This is a genomic window from Phreatobacter sp. (assembly GCF_030691135.1).
Classification (GTDB): Bacteria; Pseudomonadota; Alphaproteobacteria; order Rhizobiales; family Phreatobacteraceae; genus Phreatobacter.
Genome location: NZ_JAUYFA010000024.1, coordinates 1 through 22,420, shown reverse-complemented (window position 1 = coordinate 22,420; position 22,420 = coordinate 1). Strand labels below are relative to the sequence as shown.

Annotated in this window: 23 protein-coding genes; 9 read left to right on the top strand and 14 right to left on the bottom strand. The window is 68.5% G+C overall.

Features of this window, described 5'->3' with window-relative positions; all coding sequences use genetic code 11:
* Nucleotides 1–32: 32 nt before the first annotated feature.
* Together Q8O26_RS03570 and Q8O26_RS03565 are read right to left on the bottom strand one after the other, a co-directional pair.
* Entirely contained in the window at nt 33–605 is a 573-nt protein-coding gene (locus tag Q8O26_RS03570; RefSeq protein WP_305573548.1) for an ActR/PrrA/RegA family redox response regulator transcription factor, read from the bottom strand.
* Between the two features lie 77 nt (nt 606–682).
* On the bottom strand, nt 683–2,041 hold the full coding sequence (locus tag Q8O26_RS03565) for an ActS/PrrB/RegB family redox-sensitive histidine kinase (protein ID WP_305573546.1): 1,359 nt from the start codon (nt 2,039–2,041) through the stop codon (nt 683–685).
* Nucleotides 2,042–2,181: 140 nt separating this feature from the next.
* Here Q8O26_RS03565 and Q8O26_RS03560 point away from each other — a divergent pair, with 140 nt between their 5' ends.
* Nucleotides 2,182–2,895, top strand: coding sequence for an extensin family protein (locus Q8O26_RS03560; RefSeq protein WP_305573544.1), 714 nt, complete (start codon nt 2,182–2,184; stop codon nt 2,893–2,895).
* Here the strand turns inward: Q8O26_RS03560 and hemW are convergent.
* Together hemW and thiE are read right to left on the bottom strand one after the other, a co-directional pair.
* The gene (gene hemW / locus Q8O26_RS03555; protein WP_305573542.1) at nt 2,892–4,076 is read right to left on the bottom strand and encodes a radical SAM family heme chaperone HemW; all 1,185 of its coding nucleotides are present in this window, start codon (nt 4,074–4,076) and stop codon (nt 2,892–2,894) included. The genes Q8O26_RS03560 and hemW overlap by 4 nt on opposite strands.
* Nucleotides 4,077–4,170: 94 nt before the next feature.
* Nucleotides 4,171–4,794: a thiamine phosphate synthase gene (gene thiE, locus Q8O26_RS03550; RefSeq protein WP_305573540.1), complete on the bottom strand. Its 624-nt coding sequence runs from the start codon at nt 4,792–4,794 to the stop codon at nt 4,171–4,173.
* A 185-nt stretch (nt 4,795–4,979) separates the two neighbouring features.
* On the opposite strand from thiE, the gene Q8O26_RS03545 reads away from it, so the two are divergent.
* A complete protein-coding gene (locus tag Q8O26_RS03545; RefSeq protein ID WP_305573538.1) occupies nt 4,980–5,615 on the top strand; it encodes an OmpA family protein in 636 nt (211 codons plus the stop codon).
* 13 nt (nt 5,616–5,628) lie between these two features.
* Here Q8O26_RS03545 and Q8O26_RS03540 read toward each other — a convergent pair whose 3' ends face one another.
* The gene (locus Q8O26_RS03540; protein ID WP_305573536.1) at nt 5,629–6,330 is read right to left on the bottom strand and encodes a 1-acyl-sn-glycerol-3-phosphate acyltransferase; all 702 of its coding nucleotides are present in this window, start codon (nt 6,328–6,330) and stop codon (nt 5,629–5,631) included.
* Between the two features lie 242 nt (nt 6,331–6,572).
* Between Q8O26_RS03540 and argB the strand changes: the two genes are divergently transcribed.
* From argB to Q8O26_RS03525, 3 genes are read left to right on the top strand one after another with little or no spacing between them, the layout of a single operon-like run.
* Nucleotides 6,573–7,466 (top strand): acetylglutamate kinase, encoded by an 894-nt coding sequence (gene argB, locus Q8O26_RS03535; protein WP_305573535.1) that lies wholly within the window; start codon nt 6,573–6,575, stop codon nt 7,464–7,466.
* A gap of 28 nt (nt 7,467–7,494) precedes the next feature.
* Complete coding sequence (locus Q8O26_RS03530) at nt 7,495–8,463, top strand: DUF1036 domain-containing protein (RefSeq protein WP_305573534.1); 969 nt, start codon at nt 7,495–7,497, stop codon at nt 8,461–8,463.
* Nucleotides 8,463–9,164: a pyrimidine 5'-nucleotidase gene (locus Q8O26_RS03525; RefSeq protein ID WP_305573532.1), complete on the top strand. Its 702-nt coding sequence runs from the start codon at nt 8,463–8,465 to the stop codon at nt 9,162–9,164. The genes Q8O26_RS03530 and Q8O26_RS03525 overlap by 1 nt, the downstream gene beginning before the upstream one ends.
* A 13-nt stretch (nt 9,165–9,177) precedes the next feature.
* Here Q8O26_RS03525 and Q8O26_RS03520 read toward each other — a convergent pair whose 3' ends face one another.
* The 6 genes from Q8O26_RS03520 to Q8O26_RS03495 form a co-directional block, all read right to left on the bottom strand.
* Nucleotides 9,178–10,638, bottom strand: a complete 1,461-nt coding sequence (locus tag Q8O26_RS03520) for a hypothetical protein (protein ID WP_305573530.1) — start codon at nt 10,636–10,638, stop codon at nt 9,178–9,180.
* 11 nt (nt 10,639–10,649) lie between these two features.
* Nucleotides 10,650–11,594, bottom strand: coding sequence for a DUF6384 family protein (locus tag Q8O26_RS03515; RefSeq protein WP_305573528.1), 945 nt, complete (start codon nt 11,592–11,594; stop codon nt 10,650–10,652).
* Between the two features lie 78 nt (nt 11,595–11,672).
* On the bottom strand, nt 11,673–12,869 hold the full coding sequence (locus Q8O26_RS03510; RefSeq protein WP_305573526.1) for a cell surface protein: 1,197 nt from the start codon (nt 12,867–12,869) through the stop codon (nt 11,673–11,675).
* Between the two features lie 88 nt (nt 12,870–12,957).
* Entirely contained in the window at nt 12,958–13,704 is a 747-nt protein-coding gene (locus Q8O26_RS03505) for an SGNH/GDSL hydrolase family protein (protein WP_305573524.1), read from the bottom strand.
* Between the two features lie 51 nt (nt 13,705–13,755).
* Entirely contained in the window at nt 13,756–14,850 is a 1,095-nt protein-coding gene (locus tag Q8O26_RS03500) for an AbrB family transcriptional regulator (protein WP_305573522.1), read from the bottom strand.
* A gap of 120 nt (nt 14,851–14,970) precedes the next feature.
* The gene (locus Q8O26_RS03495) at nt 14,971–16,608 is read right to left on the bottom strand and encodes a cisplatin damage response ATP-dependent DNA ligase (protein ID WP_305573520.1); all 1,638 of its coding nucleotides are present in this window, start codon (nt 16,606–16,608) and stop codon (nt 14,971–14,973) included.
* 53 nt (nt 16,609–16,661) lie between these two features.
* On the opposite strand from Q8O26_RS03495, the gene Q8O26_RS03490 reads away from it, so the two are divergent.
* A complete protein-coding gene (locus Q8O26_RS03490; protein WP_305573518.1) occupies nt 16,662–17,030 on the top strand; it encodes a hypothetical protein in 369 nt (122 codons plus the stop codon).
* Here the strand turns inward: Q8O26_RS03490 and Q8O26_RS03485 are convergent.
* Nucleotides 17,008–18,039 (bottom strand): ligase-associated DNA damage response exonuclease, encoded by a 1,032-nt coding sequence (locus tag Q8O26_RS03485; RefSeq protein WP_305573608.1) that lies wholly within the window; start codon nt 18,037–18,039, stop codon nt 17,008–17,010. The genes Q8O26_RS03490 and Q8O26_RS03485 overlap by 23 nt on opposite strands.
* Before the next feature lie 79 nt (nt 18,040–18,118).
* Here Q8O26_RS03485 and Q8O26_RS03480 point away from each other — a divergent pair, with 79 nt between their 5' ends.
* The 3 genes from Q8O26_RS03480 to Q8O26_RS03470 all read left to right on the top strand — a co-directional run bounded on the left by Q8O26_RS03480 (nt 18,119) and on the right by Q8O26_RS03470 (nt 20,188).
* Nucleotides 18,119–18,307, top strand: a complete 189-nt coding sequence (locus Q8O26_RS03480; protein WP_305573516.1) for a hypothetical protein — start codon at nt 18,119–18,121, stop codon at nt 18,305–18,307.
* 7 nt (nt 18,308–18,314) lie between these two features.
* Complete coding sequence (locus tag Q8O26_RS03475) at nt 18,315–18,944, top strand: SCO family protein (RefSeq protein WP_305573514.1); 630 nt, start codon at nt 18,315–18,317, stop codon at nt 18,942–18,944.
* 62 nt (nt 18,945–19,006) lie between these two features.
* Entirely contained in the window at nt 19,007–20,188 is a 1,182-nt protein-coding gene (locus tag Q8O26_RS03470) for a DNA recombination protein RmuC (RefSeq protein WP_305573513.1), read from the top strand.
* A gap of 82 nt (nt 20,189–20,270) precedes the next feature.
* Here the strand turns inward: Q8O26_RS03470 and dnaJ are convergent, their stop codons facing one another.
* Both dnaJ and Q8O26_RS03460 read right to left on the bottom strand, forming a co-directional pair.
* Nucleotides 20,271–21,419 (bottom strand): molecular chaperone DnaJ, encoded by a 1,149-nt coding sequence (dnaJ, locus tag Q8O26_RS03465; RefSeq protein WP_305573511.1) that lies wholly within the window; start codon nt 21,417–21,419, stop codon nt 20,271–20,273.
* A 78-nt stretch (nt 21,420–21,497) separates the two neighbouring features.
* Nucleotides 21,498–22,420, bottom strand: a 923-nt coding sequence (locus Q8O26_RS03460) for an Hsp70 family protein (protein ID WP_305573509.1), incomplete at its 5' end; no start/stop codon positions are given.

Here is a 22,420-nt window from a genome sequence, read left to right as displayed (position 1 = left end):
TGGCTCCCGGCGACCGGCAGGCAGCTTCTTCGTCAGCGCGGGGCGCGCTTGGCGAGGATGCGCTGGAGCGTGCGGCGGTGCATCCCGAGGCGGCGGGCGGTTTCCGACACGTTGCGGCTGCACAGTTCGTAGATGCGCTGGATGTGCTCCCAGCGCACGCGGTCGGCCGACATCGGGTTCTCGGGGAGGTCGGCGGACTTGCCGGCGACGGCGAGCAGCGCGGCGAAGACCTCGTCGGCGTCGGCGGGCTTGGCGAGATAGTCGACGGCGCCGAGCTTCACCGCCGTCACTGCGGTGGCGATATTGCCATAGCCGGTGAGGATCACGCCGCGGGCTTCGGGGCGGGCCTCTTTCAGTGCGGAGATGACGTCGAGCCCGTTGCCGTCGCCGAGGCGCATGTCGACGACCGCGAAGGCCGGCGGCCGGGCCGCGACGGCGGCGAGCCCTTCGGCGACGCTCTCGGCGGCGGTGACCTGGAAGCCGCGGGCCTCCATCGCGCGGCAGAGGCGCTGCAGGAACGGCTTGTCGTCATCGACAAGGAGGAGGGAGCGATCCGCGGGAAGCGCAAACTCGGGCGTCTGCGTGCCGGACTCGGTCGGAAGCATCGGTCTCTCTCCTCGGTGAGGGGAACTATCACTGGCTACTGCGTCGACACGCGATGTAGGGTCGCGGGCCTCTCACCTCAAGGCGTCGCGGCCACTTGCAGCCGCGACGATCCGCCGCTCGCTGCCGATCCGAAGGCGCTGCGCGGCCAGGTCACCTCGACGACCGCGCCGGTCTCGAGCCCCGGCCGGTTGCGGTAGGTGACGCGCGCGCCGGAGCGCTGCAGCAGGGTCTTGGCGATGAAGACCCCGAGCCCCATGCCCGCCTTCTCCTCGCCCGGATCCTCCGTCGCGGAGGCTCGGCGGCTGCGGCCGAGCCCCTTGCCGCGGCGGGTCAGGTAGGGCTCGCCGATGCGTTCGATAATGTCGGGCGCAAGTCCCGGACCGTCGTCGATGATGGTGACCGTCACGCTCTCCTGGTCCCAGCGGGCCGCGATCACCACCGAGGACCGCGCGAAATCGACGGCGTTCTCGACGATGTTGCCGAGGCCGTAGAGCAGACCGGGATTGCGGGCGATGAGCGGTTCGCCCTCGCGCTTGTCGGGCAGGTCGACGGTGATGGCGATGCCGAAGAAGCGGTGCGGCTGGGCCACTTCCTCGATCAGTTGGGCCAGCGACATCGTGTCGAAGGGCGCATCGCCGCTCGACAGGCTCTTGAGCTTGGCGAGGATGTCGCGACACCGCTGGACCTGCTCGCGAAGCAGGGTCATGTCGTCGCCAATGGGGCCGTCCTTCGGCAGGACGCCGGAGAGTTCCTTGGTGACCAGGGCGATGGTGGCGAGCGGCGTGCCGAGTTCGTGGGCGGCGGCTGCGGCGAGGCCGTCGAGCTGCGAGAGATGCTGCTCGCGCGCGAGAACGAGTTCGGTGGCGGTCAGCGCATCGGTGAACTGGCGCTGTTCCTCGGCCACCTGCCAGACATAGAGGCCGATGAAGGACAGGCAGATCAGCAGCGCCACATAGACGCCGACGAGATAGAGCGGCGGCAGCCTGAGGTCGTTCTTCCACTCCCAGGGCAGGGGCATGTGGATATAGCCGACGAAGGTCGCGCAGACGACGGTGAGGAGACCGAGCAGCAAGGTGGTGCGCGGCGGCTGCGACGTCGCCGAAATGAGGACGGGGCCGAGAAACAGGAAGGAGAACGGGTTTTCGAGGCCGCCGGTCAGATAGAGCAGCATGGCGAGCTGCACGATGTCCCAGGCCAGCGAGAACCCGGCCTCCAGCGGCGACAGGCGATGGTTCGCCGGATAGCGCAGGCGCAGCGTGATGTTGATCCAGGCCGATGCCGCCACCGCGAGAAGGCAGAGATCGAGCGGCAGGTCGGCGTTCAGCCCCCAGTAGACCGCGACGATGGCGGTGGTCTGGCCGACCACGGCGAACCAGCGCAGGCGGATGAGCGTTTCGAGACGCAGGCTGCGCATCGCCGGCGCGGTATCGATCATCGAGGGAAGCAAGGCATTCGGCATCGGACGAAAATAGGCGGTTCCGCGGGCAAAAGCCAAGCAGTGCGCCGCCGGTCGACAGCGGCGGCATGCCGCGCCCCAGGCGGTGCCTGCGGCCCCCGATCCGGCTAGGCTGGCGCATGGTCGCCCGCATCGCCCGCCTTCTCGTCGTGCCGCTGATCCTCGCCATTCTCGTCACCGGCGCGCTCGTCGCTGCCGGGCGCATCGTGCTGCCGCCGCGCTGGGACCCCTTCGCGCCCTTCGACATCGTCGAAACGCCAAGTTTCCTGACGCGGTTCAAGTTCGCCCGCGCGCGTGACGACGGGGACCTCTGCCGCGCCGCCCTGACCCGCGGCGGGATCGCCTTCGAGCCGGTGCCTGACCGCGTCACGGGCGAGGGCTGCGGCTTCACCGATGCCGTCCGGACCCCCACGGTCGGGGCGACCCGCCTCGCGTCGCCGGTGATCGTGACCTGCCGGGTGGCACTCTCCCTCGCCATGCTCGACCGCCACGCCCTCGGCGCCGCGGCCCGCCGGCATCTCGGCACGCCGGTCACGCGCATCGAACATCTCGGCACCTATGCCTGCCGCAACATCAACCACGCCGCGTCCGGACGGCGCAGCCGCCATGCCACGGCCGACGCGATCGACATCTCGGGCTTTCAACTGGCGGATGGGCGACGGCTGACACTGACCGCCGACTGGTCGTCGGCTGATCCCGGCCGCGCCGCCTTCCTGCGCGCCGTCCGCGACGCCGCCTGCGTCTGGTTCGACGTGACGCTGTCGCCGGATCACAACCCGCTGCACTACGACCACTTCCACTTCGACGTCGGCGGCGGTCGCGCCTGTCGCTAGGCCGGTTGCGCGAGGTCGGCGACCACCGCGTTCAGCACCGGGAAGCCGGCCGGCGTGACCTTCAGCCGGCCACCCGGCAGGGGCTGGACGAAGCCCTCCCCGGTGAGAAAGGCGATGCGCTCGGGGTCGAGCGGCGTGCCCGACAGCGCCTCGTAGCGGGACAGGTCGATGCCCTCGGCGAGGCGCAGCCCCATGACGAGGAACTCGTCGGCATTTTCCATCTGCACCAGATGCTCTTCCGCGACGATGCCGGAGCCCTGTTTCTCGACGCGTTCCAGCCAGGTCTCGGGGTGCCTTTCGGTCGAGGTCGCCACCCGGCCGTTGCCGAGCGTCAGGCGGCCGTGAGCGCCGGGACCCGCGCCGACGAAATCGCCGGAGCGCCAGTAGATGAGGTTGTGCCGGCATTCGGCGCCGGGCCGCGCGTGATTGGAGATCTCGTAGGCGGGCAGTCCGGCTTCGGTGCAGATCGCCTGCGTCAGGTCGTAGAGGACGCGGCCCATCTCGGCATCGGGCATGGCCAGCTTGCCGGCCTTGTGCAGGGCCTCGAACATCGTGTCGGGCTCGATGGTGAGCTGGTAGAGCGACAGGTGCTCGGCCGCCTCCGCGATGGCGCGCCGCAGTTCCGTCTCCCATCCCGCCTCGGTCTGGCCAGGCCGGGCATAGATGAGGTCGAACGAATAGCGGTCGAAATGGCTTCGGGCGACGTCGATGGCGCGCAGCGCCTCGTCGGCCGAATGGGTGCGGCCGAGGCTCTTTAGATCGGCATCGTCGAGCGCCTGGACGCCGAGGGAGACGCGGTTGACCCCGGCGGCGCGGAAACCGCGGAAACGCTCCGCCTCGACGCTGGTCGGATTGGCCTCCAGCGTTACCTCGCAATCGGGCGAGACGGTCCACAGCCGGGCGATGGCGTCTAGAACTGCGCCGACCGTCGCGGGCTCCATCAGCGATGGCGTGCCGCCGCCGAGGAAAATGGACGAGACCGTGCGCCCGGGCGTGCGCCGCGCCGCTGTCGCCAGTTCTCGGCCGAAGGCGGCGACGAAACGCGCCTGATCCGGCGCCACGTGGCGAACATGGCTGTTGAAGTCGCAATAGGGGCACTTGGAGGCGCAGAAGGGCCAGTGGACATAGATTCCGAAGCCGGGATCGTCCGGGCCCCCCGTACCGGGCGGAGCGTTGGTCATCAGGAGGTCTCGGCAGGCCGGGCGGGTAATGCCGCCGCCCTGTCAGTTAGCCATCCCGGCCGCTCGTGGCTAGGGGAGGGGGGCGGTGCCCCCCTCAATCGCCCACCGGCTCCTGCGCCAGCCATTCGCGCGCCCGGGTTTCCGGGTCGTCGGCCCCGGCGATATCGGAGACCACGGCGATGGAATCGGCCCCTGCCGCGTAGACGGAAGCGGCACGTTCCAGCGTGATGCCGCCGATGGCGACCAGCGGGATGGCGCCGATCCGCTTCTTCCACTGGCCGATTCGGTCCAGGCCCTGGGGTCCGAAGCGCATGGCCTTGACCGTCGTCTCGTAGATCGGGCCGAGGGCGATGTAATCCGGAGCGTGGGCGAGCGCGGTGTCGAGCTCGGCCTCGTCGTGGGTGGAGAGGCCTAGTGTCAGCCCCGCCGCCCGGATGGCGGCGACGTCGGCGGTGGCGAGGTCCTCCTGACCGAGATGGAGGTGGCGGGCGCCACCGGCGATGGCGGCTCGCCAGTAGTCGTTGATGGCCAGCCGTACCGGCAGGCCCTCGACCGATTCGACGGCCTCGCGCACGAGGGCCTCGGCCTGTGCCTCGCCGAGACCCTTGACCCGGAGCTGGATCGTGCCGACGCCGAGATTGGCGAGATCCATCAGCGTGCGGATGCTGTCGACGACGGGGTAGAAGCGGTCGGGATAGGGACGAGCCTGGATGGACATGGCATTCTCCTTCGGGGCGTCACGTTCTGCCGTGCAGCGGGAATGTCAACGGCATCCCGGCTCGCGGTCCTCCTGCCGGCGCGCCGCTGTCATGCCCATGTCGCTGTCATGCCCATGTCGCTGTCGCCGGCCTCAATGGCTTCTCCCCAGTCTTTGGCCGCTTCGCTATGTCAAATCCGAATAAGATGGACGAACCGGTCAACGTCTCGCGCAAGTTCGCGCAGATCGCTCTCTACAGCGTCCTGCTGATCGCGATGGTCGCCGTTCTCGCCGTGCTGCTTCCGATGCTGTTCGGCGGCGCGCAGGAGACCCCGCGGCTCGCCCAGATGCCGCTGCCGCGCGCTGCACCGCCCCCGACGCCCCCGCCGCCGCCGCGGCTCGATCAACTGGAGCGGATGCGCCGGGCTCTGGCGGACGACATCCGCAGCGGCACGGTGACCGTTGAACCGGTCGAGGGCTGGATCGCCGTCCGCATCGGCAATCTCGGCACGTTCGAGCCCGCCCAGGCCACCGTCCTGCCGGGCTTCTCGCCGCTCGGGCGACGCATCGCCTCGGTGGTCGAGGTCGAACAGGGCCCGGTGCGCATCATCGGCCATACGGACAATCAGGCCCTGTCCGGCTCCAGCACATTCAGGGACAATCAGGACCTGTCCATCGCCCGGGCCCGGGCGGTCTCGGCCCTGATCTCCGCCGGGCTCACCGACGCGGCACGGATCGCCGTCGAGGGGCGCGGCGCTGCCCAGCCGATCGGCGACAATGCGACGGCGGAGGGACGGTCGCGCAACAGGCGGGTCGAAATTCTCGTCGCGCGCGAGCCGTGAGATCTCCGTCGCGCTAACCGATCCTGCGGCGTTCCTCTTCCATCACCTGCTCGGCCCGCGCCATCATCTCACCGGCCTTGAGGCCGGCCGGGATCAGCGGCAGGCAGGACACGGTGATGGTGCCGGGGCGCTTGTGCGGGCGGCCAATGCCCCAGAACCGGCCGGAATTGACGACGACGGGGAGGACAGGCACGTCGAGCCGGCCGTAGAGCAGCTCGACGCCGCGCTTGAAGGCGATGGCCTCGTCAGGGTCCTTGCGGGTGCCCTCGGGGAAGAGCAAGACGGGGCGCCCTTCGGCCAGGGCTGCCTTGGCGCCCTCCACCATGCGGCGCAGCGCCTGTGTCCCCGATTCGCGATCGATGGTGATCATCGGCGAATGGCGCAGGTACCAGCCGAAGACCGGAATATTCAGCAACTCCTCCTTGGCGACGATGGCGACGTCCGGGAACAGCCGGATGAAGGCGATGGTCTCCCAGGTCGACTGGTGGTTGCAGACGATGAGGCAGGCACCGGCAGGGCGGTTGGCGCTGCCGATCTCGACATGGTCGAGGCCGATGATCGTGCGCAGGAGCCCCATCACGCCTGAGACCCAGAGACGCGATACGCCGCGCAGGCGCCGGCCATCCGCCCAGAGCAGCGCCGGGATAAGCGCGCCGAACAGGGCGGTCCAGCCGCCGAGAAGGATGTCGAAGGTTCTGGAACGGAGTGAAGTCATGGTCTCCGATCGTGGTTGCTCGCGGCCGTCGCGCCGCGCGCTGGCCTGTTGGTGGATGCCATAGGCAGTGTCGCCGCCTCTGTCACCCTTCGAGATGATGCGGGTCGATCATGTCGGGCGAATGGCGCGGGGGCGCGATGCGGTTTGCGGCTTTCACCCGGTCGGGCAAATCGGGTAAAGACGCTGCGACCGTCGCGCATCCGGACGCGACCCGATCAAGACGCGATCCGTCGGAGCCGCCCATGTCGCATACGCCGCTCGATGCCCACGATATCGGCCGCGTCCTCAACGAGGCGCTGCCCTACATGCAGAAATACGACGACGAGATCGTCGTGGTGAAATATGGCGGCCATGCCATGGGTGACGAGAGCGGGGCACGCTCCTTCGCCCGCGACATCGTCATGCTGGAACAGTCGGGCATCAATCCGGTGGTCGTCCATGGCGGCGGGCCGCAGATCGGCCAGATGCTCGCCAAGCTCGGCATCAAGAGCGAGTTCGTCGACGGCCTGCGGGTCACCGACAAGCAGACGGTGGAAATCGTCGAGATGATCCTCGCCGGCTCCATCAACAAGCAGATCGTCGGCTTCATCAACGCGGCCGGCGGCAAGGCCATCGGCCTCTGCGGCAAGGACGGCGACATGGTGAAGGCCCGCAAGGTCAGCCGCACTGCCCGCGACCCCGATTCCAACATCGAGAAGGCGGTCGATCTCGGCTTCGTCGGAGAACCCGACAAGGTCGACACCAAGGTGCTCGACACCGTGCTGGGCAAGGACCTCGTCCCGGTCCTGGCGCCGGTGGCGACCTCGGTGGAGGGGGACACCTACAACGTCAACGCCGACACCTTCGCCGGTGCGATCGCCGGAGCACTGAAGGCCAAGCGCCTGCTGCTGCTCACCGACGTGCCGGGCGTGCTCGACAAGAACAAGAACCTCATCAAGTCGCTCTCGGTCGAGGACTGCCGCCGCCTGATCGCCGACGGCACCGCCACCGGCGGCATGATCCCCAAGATCGAGACCTGCATCTACGCCATCGAACGCGGCGTCGAGGGCGTCGTCATTCTCGACGGCAAGACCCCCCATGCCGTTCTCGTGGAGCTCCTGACCGATGGTGGCGCCGGCACGCTCATTCACGCGTGAGCGGATCTGCGCGGTCGCAGCGGCTTTCATGGCCGCCGCGACCCTCGCATATCCCGCCGCGGCGGAAACGCGCCTGTGCAACCGCACGAGCGTGATGACCGAAGCGGCCATTGGCGTGGTCGTCGGCGACACCGCCGCGACCCGCGGCTGGTTCAGGCTCGATCCGGGTCAGTGCCGCGCCATCCTGCAATCGGCGGAAGTGCCCGGGCGCCTGTTCCTACATGCGCGCCCGTTCGGTGAGCCGCCGGGCGCCAGCCTCGGCCAGCCCGAGCATCTCAGCCTGTGCATCGGCGACGGTGATTTCCTGGTGGCCGGCGCGCAAACCTGCCGCCAGCCGACCAACCGTCTCGCCCCCTTCGTCGAGGTCAAGCCGACGGTCGTCGAGGGCATCGGCGTGCTGTTCCTGTCGGAAGAGGCGGATTACGACCTGCCGCAGGCGCGCAAGGCGGGCATCCAGCGCCTGCTGACACGCATGGGCTATGACCCCGGGCCGATCGACGGGCTGGAAGGCCCGAAGACCGACGCGTCGCTGCGCGCCTTTGTCACCGACCTCAACCTGCCTGCCGATGCAGCCGTGCTGCCGGACATTTTCGACCGGCTGCTGGCGGCTCTCAGGGCCGGCGAGGGTCCCGGCTTCGCCTGGTGCAACGATACCGGCCATCGCATCATGGCGGCGCTCGGCACCGATGATGCCGGGCGCATCGTCACGCGTGGCTGGTTCCGCATCGAACCGGGCGCCTGCCTGAAGCCGCCGCTGGAGGGCACTCCGGCTCGGGTACTGTCCTTTGCCGAGGCGGTCGATGCCGAAGGCCGCCCAGTGGCGCGGGACGGGCGGCCGCTGGTCTTCGGCGGTGCGGTTCCGGCCTGCATCCGTACGACTGAGTTCGAGATCAGCGGATCGACGGACTGCGCAGCCCATGGTGGATCGCCGGCAAATTTTCTGGTCGTCACCTTCGATGGACGCCGCCGCGCGTCCCTCCGTTTCCGGGAGCCATAATGCCCAGTGCCGCCGCAATCCGACCCGCCTTCGCCGATGTCGACGCCTGGATCTTTGACCTCGACAACACGCTCTACCCGGCTCACCTGTCGCTGTGGCAGCAGATCGACGGACGCATCAAGGCCTATGTCGCCAGGCTCCTCGACATTTCCACCGAGGAGGCCTTCGTCCTGCAGAAGGACTATTACCGGCGCTACGGCACGTCGATGCGCGGCCTGATGATCGAACATGGCATGAGCCCGGACGACTTCCTCAGCTATGTGCACGACATCGATCATTCGCCGCTGCAGGCAAACCCTGAACTCGGCGCCGCCATCGCGGCGCTGCCGGGCCGCAAGTTCGTCTTCACGTCGGGCACCCATTCGCATGTCGCGGCGGTGACGCGCCGGCTCGGCATCGAGAACCATTTCGACGGCGTCTTCGACATCGTCGATGCCGGGCTGCTGCCGAAGCCCCACCGGCCGACCTACGAGAAGTTCCTCGCCGATCACGGGGTCGTGCCGTCCCGCGCCGCGATGTTCGAGGATCTCGCCCGCAACCTCGAGGCGCCGCATGCGCTCGGCATGAAGACGGTGCTGGTGGTGCCGGAACGCACCCGGGAAGTGTTCCGCGAGGCCTGGGAGTTCGAGGGACGCGACGACGACCACGTCGATTTCCTCACCGACGACCTGACCGCCTTCCTGGTGATGCTGAGACTGTGATGGAGGCAGGCGGCTAGAACCGCCCGCCGGTGTCGAAGCCGTCGCCACCGCCGGAGGAACCTCCCCCGGAAGAGCCGCCACCGCCGCTCCAGCCTCCACCGGAGGAACCGCCACCGCCGCTCCAGCTCCCGCCGGACGAGCCGCTGCCCCATGATCCGCCGCCGCCCCAGGCGCCGCCGCCGCCCCACGACCCGTTGTCGGAGCGGCTGCCGCGCCGGCCCTGCTCCATGCGCGACCAGTAATCGGACCCGCTGATGACGCCGGTGACGAGGCCGCGCAAAAGCGCGCCGACGACGTCGTTGTTGAAGACCGAGCCGTCGGCGTCGTAGCGGCGCTGCCGGAAACCGGTGGCCACCTGCGAGACCTCCGCGCGCCGGCGCGTCAGGTCGGCCAGTTCGGCGCGCACACGGCGGGCGTCGATCTCGAAGCGCTCCTGGGCGTCGCGCAGCGTGCGGATGCGGCCGACGATCGCCTCGTCGTCGGGCGCCGGCGTCTTCAGCGCCTCGGCATAGAGCCGGTCGATGTCCTCGCGGCGCAGCGTTTCGGCGAGCAGGTTCACCGACTGGCGGAACCGGTCGTCCTCGCCGCGCGCGAAGGCCGCGGCGCGGGCGTCGAGATCCTTATGCTGGTCTTCGGCGGCGGTGCGGGCGGCGTCGAGTTCGGCGAGGCGCTGGCGGAGGGTGGCAATTTCGGCCTCGGCGGCGTCGCCGCCCGTTCCCAGGAAGGCGCCGTTCTCCAGCGCCTTCACCCGCTCGTGCGCGTCGACGGCGAGGGCGGCGCTGCGATTGGCATGTTCGCGCAAGCGCTTGGGGATCTCGGTCAGGCGCGCATAGTTCGGCCGGGCGTCGTTGTATCGGACGATGCCGGCCACCCACCCGTCGAGCATTCGTGCCACGTTGCCGGCCTCGTAGGCCTGGGTGGCATAGGCGCGGTTCCACAGATACATGAACAGCGGGTCGTCCTCGTAGGGCTTGCGCTTCTCCTCGAGCTCCTGTTCCGCCAGTGCCGCCTTCTTTTCCGATTGCTGCGCGACCTGCACGGCGCCGTCCGCCGCCGTCTTTGCGGCGAGATAGTCGCTCTTGCCGGCAAGGCCGATCTGCGCCTCGTTCGCCACCGTCTCGCGGCGCTCTTCCGCCTCGTCGAGCCGGCGGGCGAAGTCCTGCCGTTCGGCAGCGACGCGGCCGATCTCGGCCTCGACCGCGGCGATGTCCTGATCCAGCCTGTTGCGGTCGTTGAGGCGCAGCGCCAGAAGCGCACGCACTTCGGTCGCCACCTGCGTCAGGCGGCCGCCGAGCCCGCTCTCGGACGTCAGACGGAAGGCGGCGAGATCGCGGAAGCGCTCGGCCTCCTCGGCGCGCGCCTCGGCCTGGCCGCGATTGGCCTTGTCGAGCCGCTGGTTCACCTGGTTCTCGGCCTGGCGAATTTCGGCGAGGGCACCCTCGATGCCGCCGAGGGCGGAATGTCCGGGGATCATGCGCGATGCTCCTACCAGCTCGTGATGGCGCCGCCCGGCAGCGCTTCGCGCCAGGTCGGGTCGAGCTGGCCGCGCTGCTTGCGGCCGAGGATGGCGTTCTGGACGATGCCGTCGTCGCGCTTGTCGGCCTCGACCACGCGGTAGAGGCTTTCCGGCACGCGCACGCCCCATTTGGTCACGACGCGCGTGGTGCCGTCCTCCTCCGAGGTGACCGAGCGCGACAGCGGCCGGCCGTCGCGGCCGACCGCTTCGACGATGACATAGTAGTTCATGGCATTGGGATTGCGCCGCGGGCGGCGCCAGACGCCGGTCGATTCGCCGGGCCGTGAGACGATGCGGACGTCATATTCGGTGCGGATGTCCTCGCGCAGGCGCTCGAGGTCGGCGACGGCGGTGCGCGCGGCGGCGGTCTTGCCGTCGCGGGCGGCGGTCTGCCCGTCCGAGACGAGCGCCGCGACGCGGGTGCGCACGTTTTCGGCGGTCGCCTCGCGGGTGATGTCGCCGGAGATGCGCGTGATGGCCGTGGGAATGGTGCGTGTCAGTTCGACCTGTTCGGAATAGCCCTGATAGGCGAGGGTGCCGAAGCCGAGGGCCAGCGCCGCGACCGCCGCCAGCGCCCATTTTCCCCACCGGCCGCGCGTCACGTAGAGCCGCGCCATCTTCACCGACAGGCTGTCGCGCGGCGGCTTGTAGACGAAGCGCTCCTCGCGCAGCGCCTTGACGCCCTGGCGCAGGATCTCGTCGGGCACGTCGATGCCCTGGTTGCGGTAGACGACCCGCAGACGCTCGATCAGGTCCTCGGCCCGGTCGCCCTCGGCGAGTTCACGCTCGGTGATTTTCTGGTCGTGACGCAGCGTGTCGACGACATCCATGGCGAGCATGATGTCGTCGAGCTTGGCGGACTGCTTCTCGACCGGAAGCGTGGCCGGAGGGGCGGCGACGGCGGTATCGGTCATCGGATGACCCTCCGGTCAGACTGCGGGATGCGCCGGGGCGCTTCGGACGAGGTGGCGCCGGCCGTCCGGCCGGAGCCCTCACATGCCGAGCGCCGCGCCCTTTTCGGCGAGTGCGGACAGGCGCTTCTTGCCGTCCTCCACCGCGTCGCGGATCTCCCGGGAGTTTTCGGTCGAGAGCTTGCGCATCTCGAAGATGATCTCGCCCGACTTCTCCTGGAAGGAGACGACGCTCTCGACCAGCTTCTTCACGGCGTCGGCGCGGATGGTCGGGCCGTAGCCGGCGCGCAGTGCTTCCTCCTGCACCTTGTCGCCGATCTCCGAGAGGGTCTCGAGCGACTTGGAAACGCCCTCCTTCATCTCGTTGAGGGTCCGCGTCGACTCGTGCAGGCCCTGCAGGCCGGTGAAGGAGGCCTTCAGCGCGGTCAGAACGGCGTCGTTGGTGGAGAAGAACGAGATCGCCTGCGAATAGACGCGCTCCTTGGCGTTGGTCGTCTGCATCAGACGCGCCATGATGACCTCGGATGTGTTGTAGCCGATGGTCAGGTTGTCGGAGAGGTCCTTGGCGATCTGGAAGCGTTTCTCCTCGTCCTGCATCTCGCGCAGCTTGGTGTCGCGGATGAGCTCGAGATTGGCCCGTTCGGCGGGTACCGTGCCGGCATAGGCGGCGACGGCTTCCGACGAGGCCTTCAGCTCGGCCTGCTTCGCCAGCAGCTTGTCGTTGGCCTTCTCCAGCACTTCGAGCGCCTGGACCTCGGCCTGCTTCATCGCGCCGCGGAAGTCACGATAGGCGTCGAGGATGGTGACCTCACGCTGGATCTGGTCCTTGGTCGCACGGGCGACGTCGAGATAGGTGTTGCGGATCGAGTCGAAGCGGGTGGCGATGTCGCCGCGCCGCACCTTGGTCCAGACGTTCTCAAGCCGCTCGAAGGTCGAAAGCTTGCCGTCGGAGAGCTGCTCGACCATGCGCTTGGCGTCGTCGCGGATCGAGTTGAAGCCCTGGGTGATCAGTTCGTAGCGCTCACCGATCTCCATGCCGGCCACCTGATTGCGGACGACCTCGTTGAACACACCGACCTGGTTCAGCGTGCGGGCGATCATCATCACCCGGTCCTGGTCGAGATCGGAAATCTTCTGCAGCAGGGCGATGATCGGCTGCTCCTCGATCTTCGCCGGCATCAGGCCGAGATCGCGCAGCACCCCCGTGGCGCGATCGAGATATTGCATCGGGGAGGGGATGATGGTGGTCGTCGTCGTCGGCGTGGTGGTCGTGTTCATCGCTACGCTCATGAGGCCAGAACCGGCCCGCCGCCGGCGCCGTCAATGTGGTGGTGGCGTGTCACAAAGGCAAGACGGTCGGGAGTTGTCAGCGCCGAGCGGTGCGCAGGATCGTGCCAGCGACCTGCTGGGCCATACACTCGTGGCCGGCCGCGCTCAGGTGGAGCCCGTCGAAGGAGATCAGCCCGTCGAAGGCGCTGCGGTTGGAGACGGCGAGCTGGAACATCGCCTGGTAGCGCCGGACGACGGGTACGCCGGCCCTTGAACCCTCGCTGGCGACGATGCCGGCGAATTCGGCCGTGCGCGTGCTTCCCTCGGCCCAGCGCGAAAACTGCGGGTCGACCAGGAGGGCGTCGGCATTGGCGCGGCGGATGACCGCGAGGCCGGCGCCGATGGTGGCGCGGAAGGCCTCGGCCGACACGCCGAAATTGGCGTCGTTGGTTCCGAGCTGCCAGACGACGAGCGTCGGCTGGTGCTCGGCGAGTTCGCGGGCGAGCCGTCCGGCAGCGCCCGAAGCGGTTTCGCCGGAGACGCCGGAGACGATGACCTCGATCGCCTTGTCGGGCCAGCGCTCCTTGATCCTCGGACCGAGCCGGTGGGCGAAGCCGGCGCCGCCGCTGCCCACCCCCGCCGTGGTCGACGAGCCGATGGCGAGGATGCGCACCGGCTCGCGCGTCTTGAGCCGTGCCGTGGTGCGGGGCAGCGTTCCGCCGGTCGTCGCCGCTGCGACGGAGGGAACCGTGCAATTGGCGACGGCGGCCAATGTGGAGGCGGGAAGCACGAGCACCGCACAGAGGGCGACCGCTGCGGCTTGCGGAAGGCGAAGGGCGATCATGCTCGGACCTCAAGGTCGCTGATCCCCTATCGATAGCGGAAGAAAACCGCCCTATGCAACGTCCTTTGGCGGGATCGACAGGTCCGTTGCGGCCCGTTGCGGTCCGAGTACGATCCGTGCGGCCAGCGGCAGGAGCAGCGCGATGCCGACGAAGCGGACGATATGGTGGGCGCCGACGAAGGCCGGGTCCATGTCGAGGACGAAGGCGAGGACCGCCATGGCCTCGATGCCGCCGGGGGCATAGGCGAGGATGACCTTGCCGAGCGGCAGGCCAGTGATCCAGGCCACCGCCGCGGCGACGACCAGGGTGACTGCGATGCCGGCGAGGAAGGCGCCGACGGAGGCGCGCAACAACTGGCGCAGTTCGGCGAGTGAGGTGCCGGCGAAGCGGGCGGCGATCAGCACACCGATGACGACGAAGCCGACGATCATCACCGGCTCGGGCACCAGGGCGGTGACGAGGCCGGTGGCGTGCAGCACGGCGCTCGCCAGCATGGCGCCGACGGTGGCGCCGCCGGGCACCTTCAGCCGCTCCATGCCGAGGCCGCAACTGGCCGAGAGGACCAGCAGGAGCAGGAGTTCGGGCCATGGTCCGAGACCGGCCGTAGCCGGTGCCGGGACGGGCGTGCCGCCGATGCGGGCGAGCGACAGGAGGCCGGGCAGCGCCGCGACCAGCAGGACGAGGCGAAAGCTCTGGATGACGGCGACCCGCCGCACATCGGCGCGTGAGGTGAGCGTCATGGCCATGACATAGCTGAGCGCGCCGGGGATGGAGGCGAAGAAGGCGGTCTCGCGGTCGAACCGCTCGATGCGCACCAGATAGACCGTGATGGCGAGGACGATGGCCGGGACGAGCACGGCGAGGCCCGCCATCGAGACCGGCCAGGACAGCATCAGGCGGAGGGTCTCCGGCGTCACCGCCGCGCCCATGATGGTGCCGAGCAGGAGGAAGGTGGCGGTGGCGATAGGGCCGGGTACCACAACCTTCGCACCGCCCAGCGCCAGGAGTGTCGCTGCGACCAGCGATCCCGACAGCCAGGCGGCCGGCATGCCGAGCCGGTCGAAGGCATAGCCGCCGCCGGCCCCGATCAGACAAGGCAGGACGAAGCTCTTCAGAAAATCGACGATGGGGGCTATGCGGGGCATCGCGCTCCGCTTCGCATGAAGTGCGCCGGCAGGCAAAGCCGTCCGGGCATGCCTGCCGAGGCGTTTCATCGCAGCACGGGAGGCGCCGGCCGGATTCCGGGAAACGTCATCCCTTCAACCTCACCCCTTGAGCCGCACCTCCAGTGCCTCGATCCTGTCGGCTTCGCCGGGCGGCTTGTCCCAGCGGATGCGGGAGATGCGTGGAAAGCGCATGGCGATGCCGGACTTGTGGCGGGTGGAGCGCTGCAGCCCCTCGAAGGCGATCTCCAGCACCAGCCCTGCGCGCGCGGTGTGGATGACCTCGCGGACCGGGCCGAAGCGGTTGACCGTATGGTTGCGCACGAAACGGTCGAGTTGCGCCAGCTCCTCGTCGGTGAAGCCGAAATAGGCCTTGCCCACCGGCACCAGTTCGTCGCCTGCCGGCGCTGCCCGCCAGACCCCGAAGGTGAAGTCGGAATAGAAGCTGGAGCGCTTGCCGTGGCCGCGCTGGGCATACATCAGCACGCAGTCCACCACCATGGGATCGCGCTTCCATTTCCACCACGGACCCTTGGGGCGGCCGGGCAGATAGGGCGCGTCGCGGCGTTTGATCATCAGTCCCTCGATGGCCTCGGCATCGTCGCCCGCGGCCGCCGCGGCCGGATCGAGGCGGGCTGCGGCGAGCCCATCCCAGGTCTCGAACGGGACGAGCGGGGAGATATCGATGCGCGGCTTCGCCATGGTCGCGACGAGGGTCTCCAGCACCGCCCGGCGGTCGGTGAAGGGCCTGTCGCGGAGGTCATCAGCGCCGGCGAAGAGCAGGTCATAGGCACGGATGTGGGCGGGAAATTCCGCCAGCAGCGACGCCGTGACCTGTTTGCGGTTGAGGCGCTGCTGCAGCACGTTGAAGCTCTGTACCCGCCCCTCCCGCAGGACCAGCAGTTCGCCATCGATGGCGCCGTCGAAGGTGAGGGCCGCGACAAGGTCGGGAAAGGCCGGGGAAATATCCTCGCCGGTGCGCGAATAGAGCCGCGCGACGCGCCGCCCGTCGGGAAGCGTGCCGGCGGCGGCCTGGACGCGGATGCCGTCCCATTTCCATTCGGCGGCGAAATCGGCGGGGTCGAGCCGGTCGAAATCCGCGTCCTCGATGCCGTGGGCGAGCATGGGCGGGCGGAAAGGGGCGGGATCGAGCGCTTCCGGACGTTCGCCGCTGCCCTCCACCCAGGCGAAGAGCTCCACATAGGGCGGCTTCAGGCCGGGCCAGACGAGCTCGATCTCGTCGGGGTCGCGGGGGCCGAGGGCGGCGACGGCGGTCTTGGCGAGGCGCGCCGAGACGCCGATGCGCAGCCCCCCCGTGATCAGCTTGAGGAGCGCCCAGCGGCCGGTCTCGTCGAGATGGTCGAGCCAGCCGGCGACCAGCTTCGGCAGGGCGGTCTTCGACGTCGTGCCGAGGGCGGCGATCACCTCGGACAGGGCCGGCGGGGGCTCGTTCCGCGCCGGGCCTCCGGGCGCCGGCCACATCAGCGCCACCGTCTCCGAGAGGTCGCCGACATAATCGTAGGCAAGGGCGAAGAGCACCGGGTCCGTGCGCTCGGCGATCAGGCCGCGGACGAGACTGGCCTTGGCGTTGCGGAAGGAGAGGGCGCCAGTCATCGCGGCCAGGGCCCAGCCGCGCTCGGGATCAGGCGTCGCGCGGAAATAGTCGGCGATGAGCGCCAGCTTGGCGTTGCGCCGCGGCTCATAGGCGAGGCGGTCGAGGAGGGCGGCGAAGCGGTTCATGTTGAAAAAGCAGAACTCCGTGAGCTAAAAAGCTCTACGGTTGGAGGCTTACGATGGAATATTTTGTTTTTGCTCTGGCCTTTGTCGGGGGTGCTGCTGTTCTTTATATTGCGGCAACACTCGCGATAGGGATATTCGGCCCCAAAGAGTATATCGGCGCGAATTGGATCAAGAAGCGCCTCGTTTCCATGGGAGTTGATCCTTCCACAATTCCAATAACTGTCCTTAGAAAAGCCGCAAGAAATGCAGAGTCTGTTACCAGGTACGGCCCATCGATCGGAGATAAGTTTAACAATATTGAATTTCAGAGCCAGCTCGATTTTAGGGCGCATCTGATTTACCGATACCTATCTGGGAATATATCTGACTCGACAGAGCTAGAGTTGGTCAAAATGTTCTTCAAGGATTCCCAGTCGAACTGACATCGCCCTCACCCTCATCCCCATAGCCGACCAGCCGCAGCGGCCGCGCCTTCAGTCCCTGCGTGCCGCACCAGTGGACGAGGGCGTCCTCCTGGCCATGGGTGACCCAGATCTCTCCGGCGCCGGTGTCGCGGATCGTCTGCTGCAACTCGTCCCAGTCGCAATGGTCGGAGACGATCAGCGGCAGTTCGACGCCGCCCTGCCTGGCGCGCGCCCGGATCCGCATCCAGCCCGAGGCGAAGGCGGTCACCGGATCGGGAAAGCGGCGCGCCCACAGATCCTTCATGGCGCCCGGCGGACAGATGACGATCGCGCCGCCGAGCGCCTTCTTGTCGGCTTCCTTCGCCAGACGGACGTCGCCGAGATCGAAGCCCTCGGCCTGGTAGAACCGGGTCAGTTTCTCCACGGCGCCGTGGAGGTAGATCGGCGCGTCGTAGCCGCGGGCACGGATCAGGGCGATGACGCGCTGCGCCTTGCCGAGCGAATAGGCGCCGACGAGATGGGCGCGGTCCGGGAAGAGGCGGACGGAGGCGAGGAGCTTGTCCACCTCGCCGGCGGCGACGGGATGGCGGAAGACCGGCAGGCCGAAGGTCGCCTCGGTGATGAAGACGTCGCAGGGAACGACCTCGAAGCGCTCTGCGGTGGGGTCGGCGGCGCGCTTGTAGTCGCCCGAGGCGACGATGGTCAGGCCCCGGTGGCTGACGGCGATCTGCGCCGAGCCGAGGATGTGGCCGGCGGGATGGAAGGTGAAGGTGACGCCGTTGATCGCGATTCGCTCGCCCCAGGCGGCGGCCTGGGTCGTGCCGGCGAAATCGGCGCCGTAGCGGATCGCCATGATCTTCAGCGTCGTGGCGGTGGCCATGACGTGGTCGTGGCCGGCGCGGGCATGGTCGGAATGGCCATGGGTGATCAGCGCCCGCGGCACCGGCCGGACCGGATCGATGAAGATGTCGGCCGGCGGGCAGTAGAGGCCCCGCGGCGTCGGCTGGAGAAGATCGTCCGGGCGCATCAGGACCATATCGGCATCGGCCGCCTTCACGAAAAGGGGATCGGGGCTGTCGCCTCCGGCTTTTGCCTCGGGGCGCATCTTGGACTACATAAACGCCATGTCGACCGAGACGGTTCAGCAGCCTTCATCCGAAACGCCGCGCCTCGCCCTCTGGGCGGCGGGTTTCGGCACCGCCGCGCTTATGGCGGCCTCGGGCGTGCTGTGGTGGACGCAGGGCTCGAAGGTCTTCCTCGAGACGCTCGCCGCCGGCCTCGCCTGGTGCTTCTGAGGCCTCCATGACGCAGTCCAACAAGCCCGCCACGTCGCGCAAGAGCCCGCGCCCGGTCGCTCTCATCCTGTCGCTGGCGGTGCTGGTCGGGGGCCTCGGCGTGCTGGCGGCCGTGGTGCATTTCACCATGCCGCGCGGGGGTCAGCTCGCCTCCAGCTCCTCGGCGATCGGCGGCGCCTTCAGCCTCACCGATCAGAACGGCAAGCCCTTCACCGAGAAGGACCTGCAGGGCAAGCCGAGCCTCGTCTTCTTCGGCTTCACCCATTGCCCGGACATCTGCCCGACCAAGCTGTTCGAGATCACCCAGCTGCTCGACACGCTGGGGCCGGATGCGGCGAAGGTGAACGTCCTGTTCGTGACCGTCGACCCGGCCCGTGACACGACGGAACTGCTGTCGACCTATCTCGGCAGCTTCCACGCCGTCATCCGCGGCCTCACCGGCAGCGAGGAGCAGGTGACGCAGGCGATGCGCGCCTATCGCGCCTATGGCCGCAAGGTGCCGCTGGACGGTGGCGGCTACACGATGGACCACACCACCTTCGTCTATCTGATGGACAGGCAGGGGCAGTTCGTCTCGACCTTCGACGTCACCCGCGAACCGGCGAGGGCCGCCACGGACCTGCGCCGCTTCATGTAGGACCGGCGCCTACCGTTCCCTCTTCGTTCGGCGCAGACGCGCGAATCGCCTAAACTCGTCGCATGACCGATATCGTCCTCGTCGTCGGCGGCCGCGCGATCACGGCCGGCGAACTCGCTCTCGGCCTCCTCGGCCTCTCCGTGCTGATGCTCGCAGTGCTGTTCGTCGCGCTGCGCCGGCAGGCGGGCGCCCGCGCGCTGGAGGCGGAGCGCGCCGTTATCCACGCCCAGGAGATCGAGGAGCGGATGGGCGAGATGACCCGCATCCAGTCGGAGCTCACCGGCCGCCTGCAGGCCATGGCGGAGGGGCTCGGCTCGCGCCAGAACGACCTCGCCCGCCAGCTTGGCGACCGGCTCGACGGCATGTCGACCCGCATCGGCCAGTCGCTGGAGGGACAGACCAAGACGACGATGGACAATCTCGGCAAACTCAACGAACGCCTCGCCGTCATCGACAGCGCCCAGAAGAACCTCACCGACCTCGCGGGCCAGGTGGTGACGCTGAAGGATGTGCTCGCCAACAAGCAGGCGCGCGGCGCCTTCGGCCAGGGGCGGATGGAGGCGATCCTGTCAGACGGCCTGCCGCGCACCGGTTTCACCTTCCAGCCGACGCTCACCAACGGCAAGCGGCCGGATGCCGTCATCCGCCTCGCCGGCGACAGCCGCGGCCTCGTCGTCGACGCCAAGTTTCCGCTCGAGGCGGTGACGATGTGGCGCGAGGCCCATGCCGAGGAGGTGCGGCGCCTCGCCGCCCAGCGGCTGCGCCAGGACCTGACGGTCCATATCAAGGACATTGCCGAGAAATACCTGATCCCCGGCGAGACGCAGGACATGGCGCTGATGTTCGTGCCCTCGGAGGGGATCTATGCCGACCTCAACGAGCATTTCGACGACATCGTCCAGAAGGCCTTCCGGGCCCGGGTGATCATCGTGTCACCCTCGCTGATGATGCTCGCAGTGCAGGTGGTGCAGGGGCTGCTCAAGGACGAGCGCATGCGCGAGGAGGCCCGCGTCATCCAGAAGGAGGTCTCCCACCTCCTCGACGACGTCACGCGGCTGACCGACCGGGTGCTGAACCTGCAGAAGCATTTCGGCCAGGCGCACGAGGATCTCGGGCAGATCCTCACCTCGGCCGACAAGATCGCCAAGCGCGGCGGGCGGATCGAGGCGCTGGAATTCGACGAGGCGACGGCCCCGCCGCCGCTCGCCAAGCTGCCGCTGAAGGGGTCGCTGGCGGCGGAGTGAGGGCTCGGCGGGTTGATGGCCATTGGTCCTGAGCGGGCCTCGAAGGACGCACTTGGGTCGTGCAGTCCATCCGTGACCCGGCTCAGCGGGGGCCGCCCCCCTCCTTGGCTAGCCCGTCCCAGAAGGCCTTGGCCTTGGCGAAGAAGCCGGCCGTCTCAGGCTGGGTGTCCTTCGAGCTCTCCTTGTCGAACTCGGCGAGCAGTTCCTTCTGCCGGCGGGTGAGGGCGCGCGGGGTCTCGACGTCGACCTGCACATAGAGGTCGCCGACCGCCTTCGAACGCAGCACCGGCATGCCCTTGCCGGAGAGGCGGAAGCGCTTGCCGGACTGGGTACCCTCGGGGACCTTCACCTGGGCCCGGCCGCCGTCGATGGTCGGCACCTCGAAAGCGCCACCGAGCGCCGCCGTCACCATGGAGACCGGGGCCCGGCAATAGAGGTCCTGGCCGTCGCGCTGGAAGAAGGCGTGCGGTTCGATGGACAGGAAGATGTAGAGATCGCCCTGCGGGCCGCCGCGGAAGCCGGCCTCGCCCTCGTTGGCGAGGCGGATGCGGGTGCCGTCCTCGACGCCGGCGGGGATATTCACCGAGAGCACGCGCTCCTTGGTGGTGCGGCCGGCGCCGGCGCAATTGCCGCAGGGGTCTTCGATGACCTGGCCGCGACCCTGGCAGGTCGGGCAGGTGCGCTCGACCGAGAAGAACCCCTGGGAGGCGCGCACGCGGCCCTGGCCGCCGCAGGTGCCGCAGGTCTTCGGCTTGGAGCCGGGCTTGGCGCCGGTGCCGGAACAGACCTCGCAGGAGACGGTGGTGGGAATGCGCAGCTGGGCGGCCTTGCCCGCGAAGGCCTCTTCCAGCGTGATGTCCATATTGTAGCGCAGGTCGGCGCCGCGCTCGCGCCCGCCGGCGCCGCGACGGCGGCCGCCGGACATGCCGAACAGCTCCTCGAAGATGTCGGACATGGAGGAGGCGAAATCGCCGCCGAAGCCGGGATGGCCGCCACCGCCGCCATTCTCGAAGGCCTGGTGGCCGAAGCGGTCATAGGCGGCACGTTTCTGGCCGTCGGACAGCACCTGATAGGCCTCGTTCAACTCCTTGAACTGGGCCTCGGCGTCGGCGTTGTCGGGATTGCGGTCCGGGTGATACTGCATCGCCTTCTTGCGGAAGGCGGCTTTCAGCGCCGCTTCGTCGGCATCGCGGCCGACACCCAGAGTTTCATAATAGTCGCGCTTGGACATCGACCCAGCTTCTGCCCCCGTTCAAGCGAAGGCCCCCGGAATGGCTCCGGGGGCCCGCTGGATAAGACCCTGCGGGCCTTACGCGCTCTTCTTCTTGTCGTCCTTCACTTCCGTGAAGTCGGCATCGACGACGTCGTCCTTCTTCGGCGCGGCGCCTTCGGCACCGGCGGCGTCCTGCTGGGCCGCATACATGGCCTCGCCGAGCTTCATGGAGACCTGCGCCAGGGTGTTGGTCTTCTCCTTGAGGCTCTCGACATCCTCGGACTTGACCGCTTCCTTGACGGCAGCGAGGGCATCCTCGATGGCCTTTCGGTCACCCTCGGCGACCTTCGCGCCATGTTCGGAGAGGGCCTTCTCGGTCGAGTGAACGAGGCCGTCGGCCTGGTTCTTCGCCTCGGCGAGCTCGCGGCGACCCTTGTCCTCGGCGGCATGGAGTTCCGCCTCCTTCACCATCTTGTCGATGTCGGAGTCGGAGAGGCCGCCGGAGGCCTGGATGCGGATCTGCTGCTCCTTGCCGGTGCCCTTGTCCTTGGCCTGGACGTTGACGATGCCGTTGGCGTCGATGTCGAAGGTGACCTCGATCTGCGGGATGCCGCGCGGTGCCGGCGGAATGCCCATCAGGTCGAACTGGCCGAGCATCTTGTTGTCGGCCGCCATCTCGCGCTCGCCCTGGGAGACCCGGATCGTCACCGCGTTCTGGTTGTCGTCGGCGGTGGAGAAGACCTGACTCTTCTTGGTCGGGATCGTGGTGTTGCGGTCAATGAGGCGCGTGAACACCCCGCCCAGCGTCTCGATGCCGAGGGAGAGCGGCGTCACGTCGAGGAGGAGGACGTCCTTGACGTCGCCCTGCAGCACGCCGGCCTGGATCGCGGCGCCGATGGCGACAACCTCGTCCGGGTTGACGCCCTTGTGCGGCTCCTTGCCGAAGAACTGCTTCACGACTTCCTGGACCTTCGGCATGCGCGTCATGCCGCCGACCAGAACCACTTCGTTGATTTCGG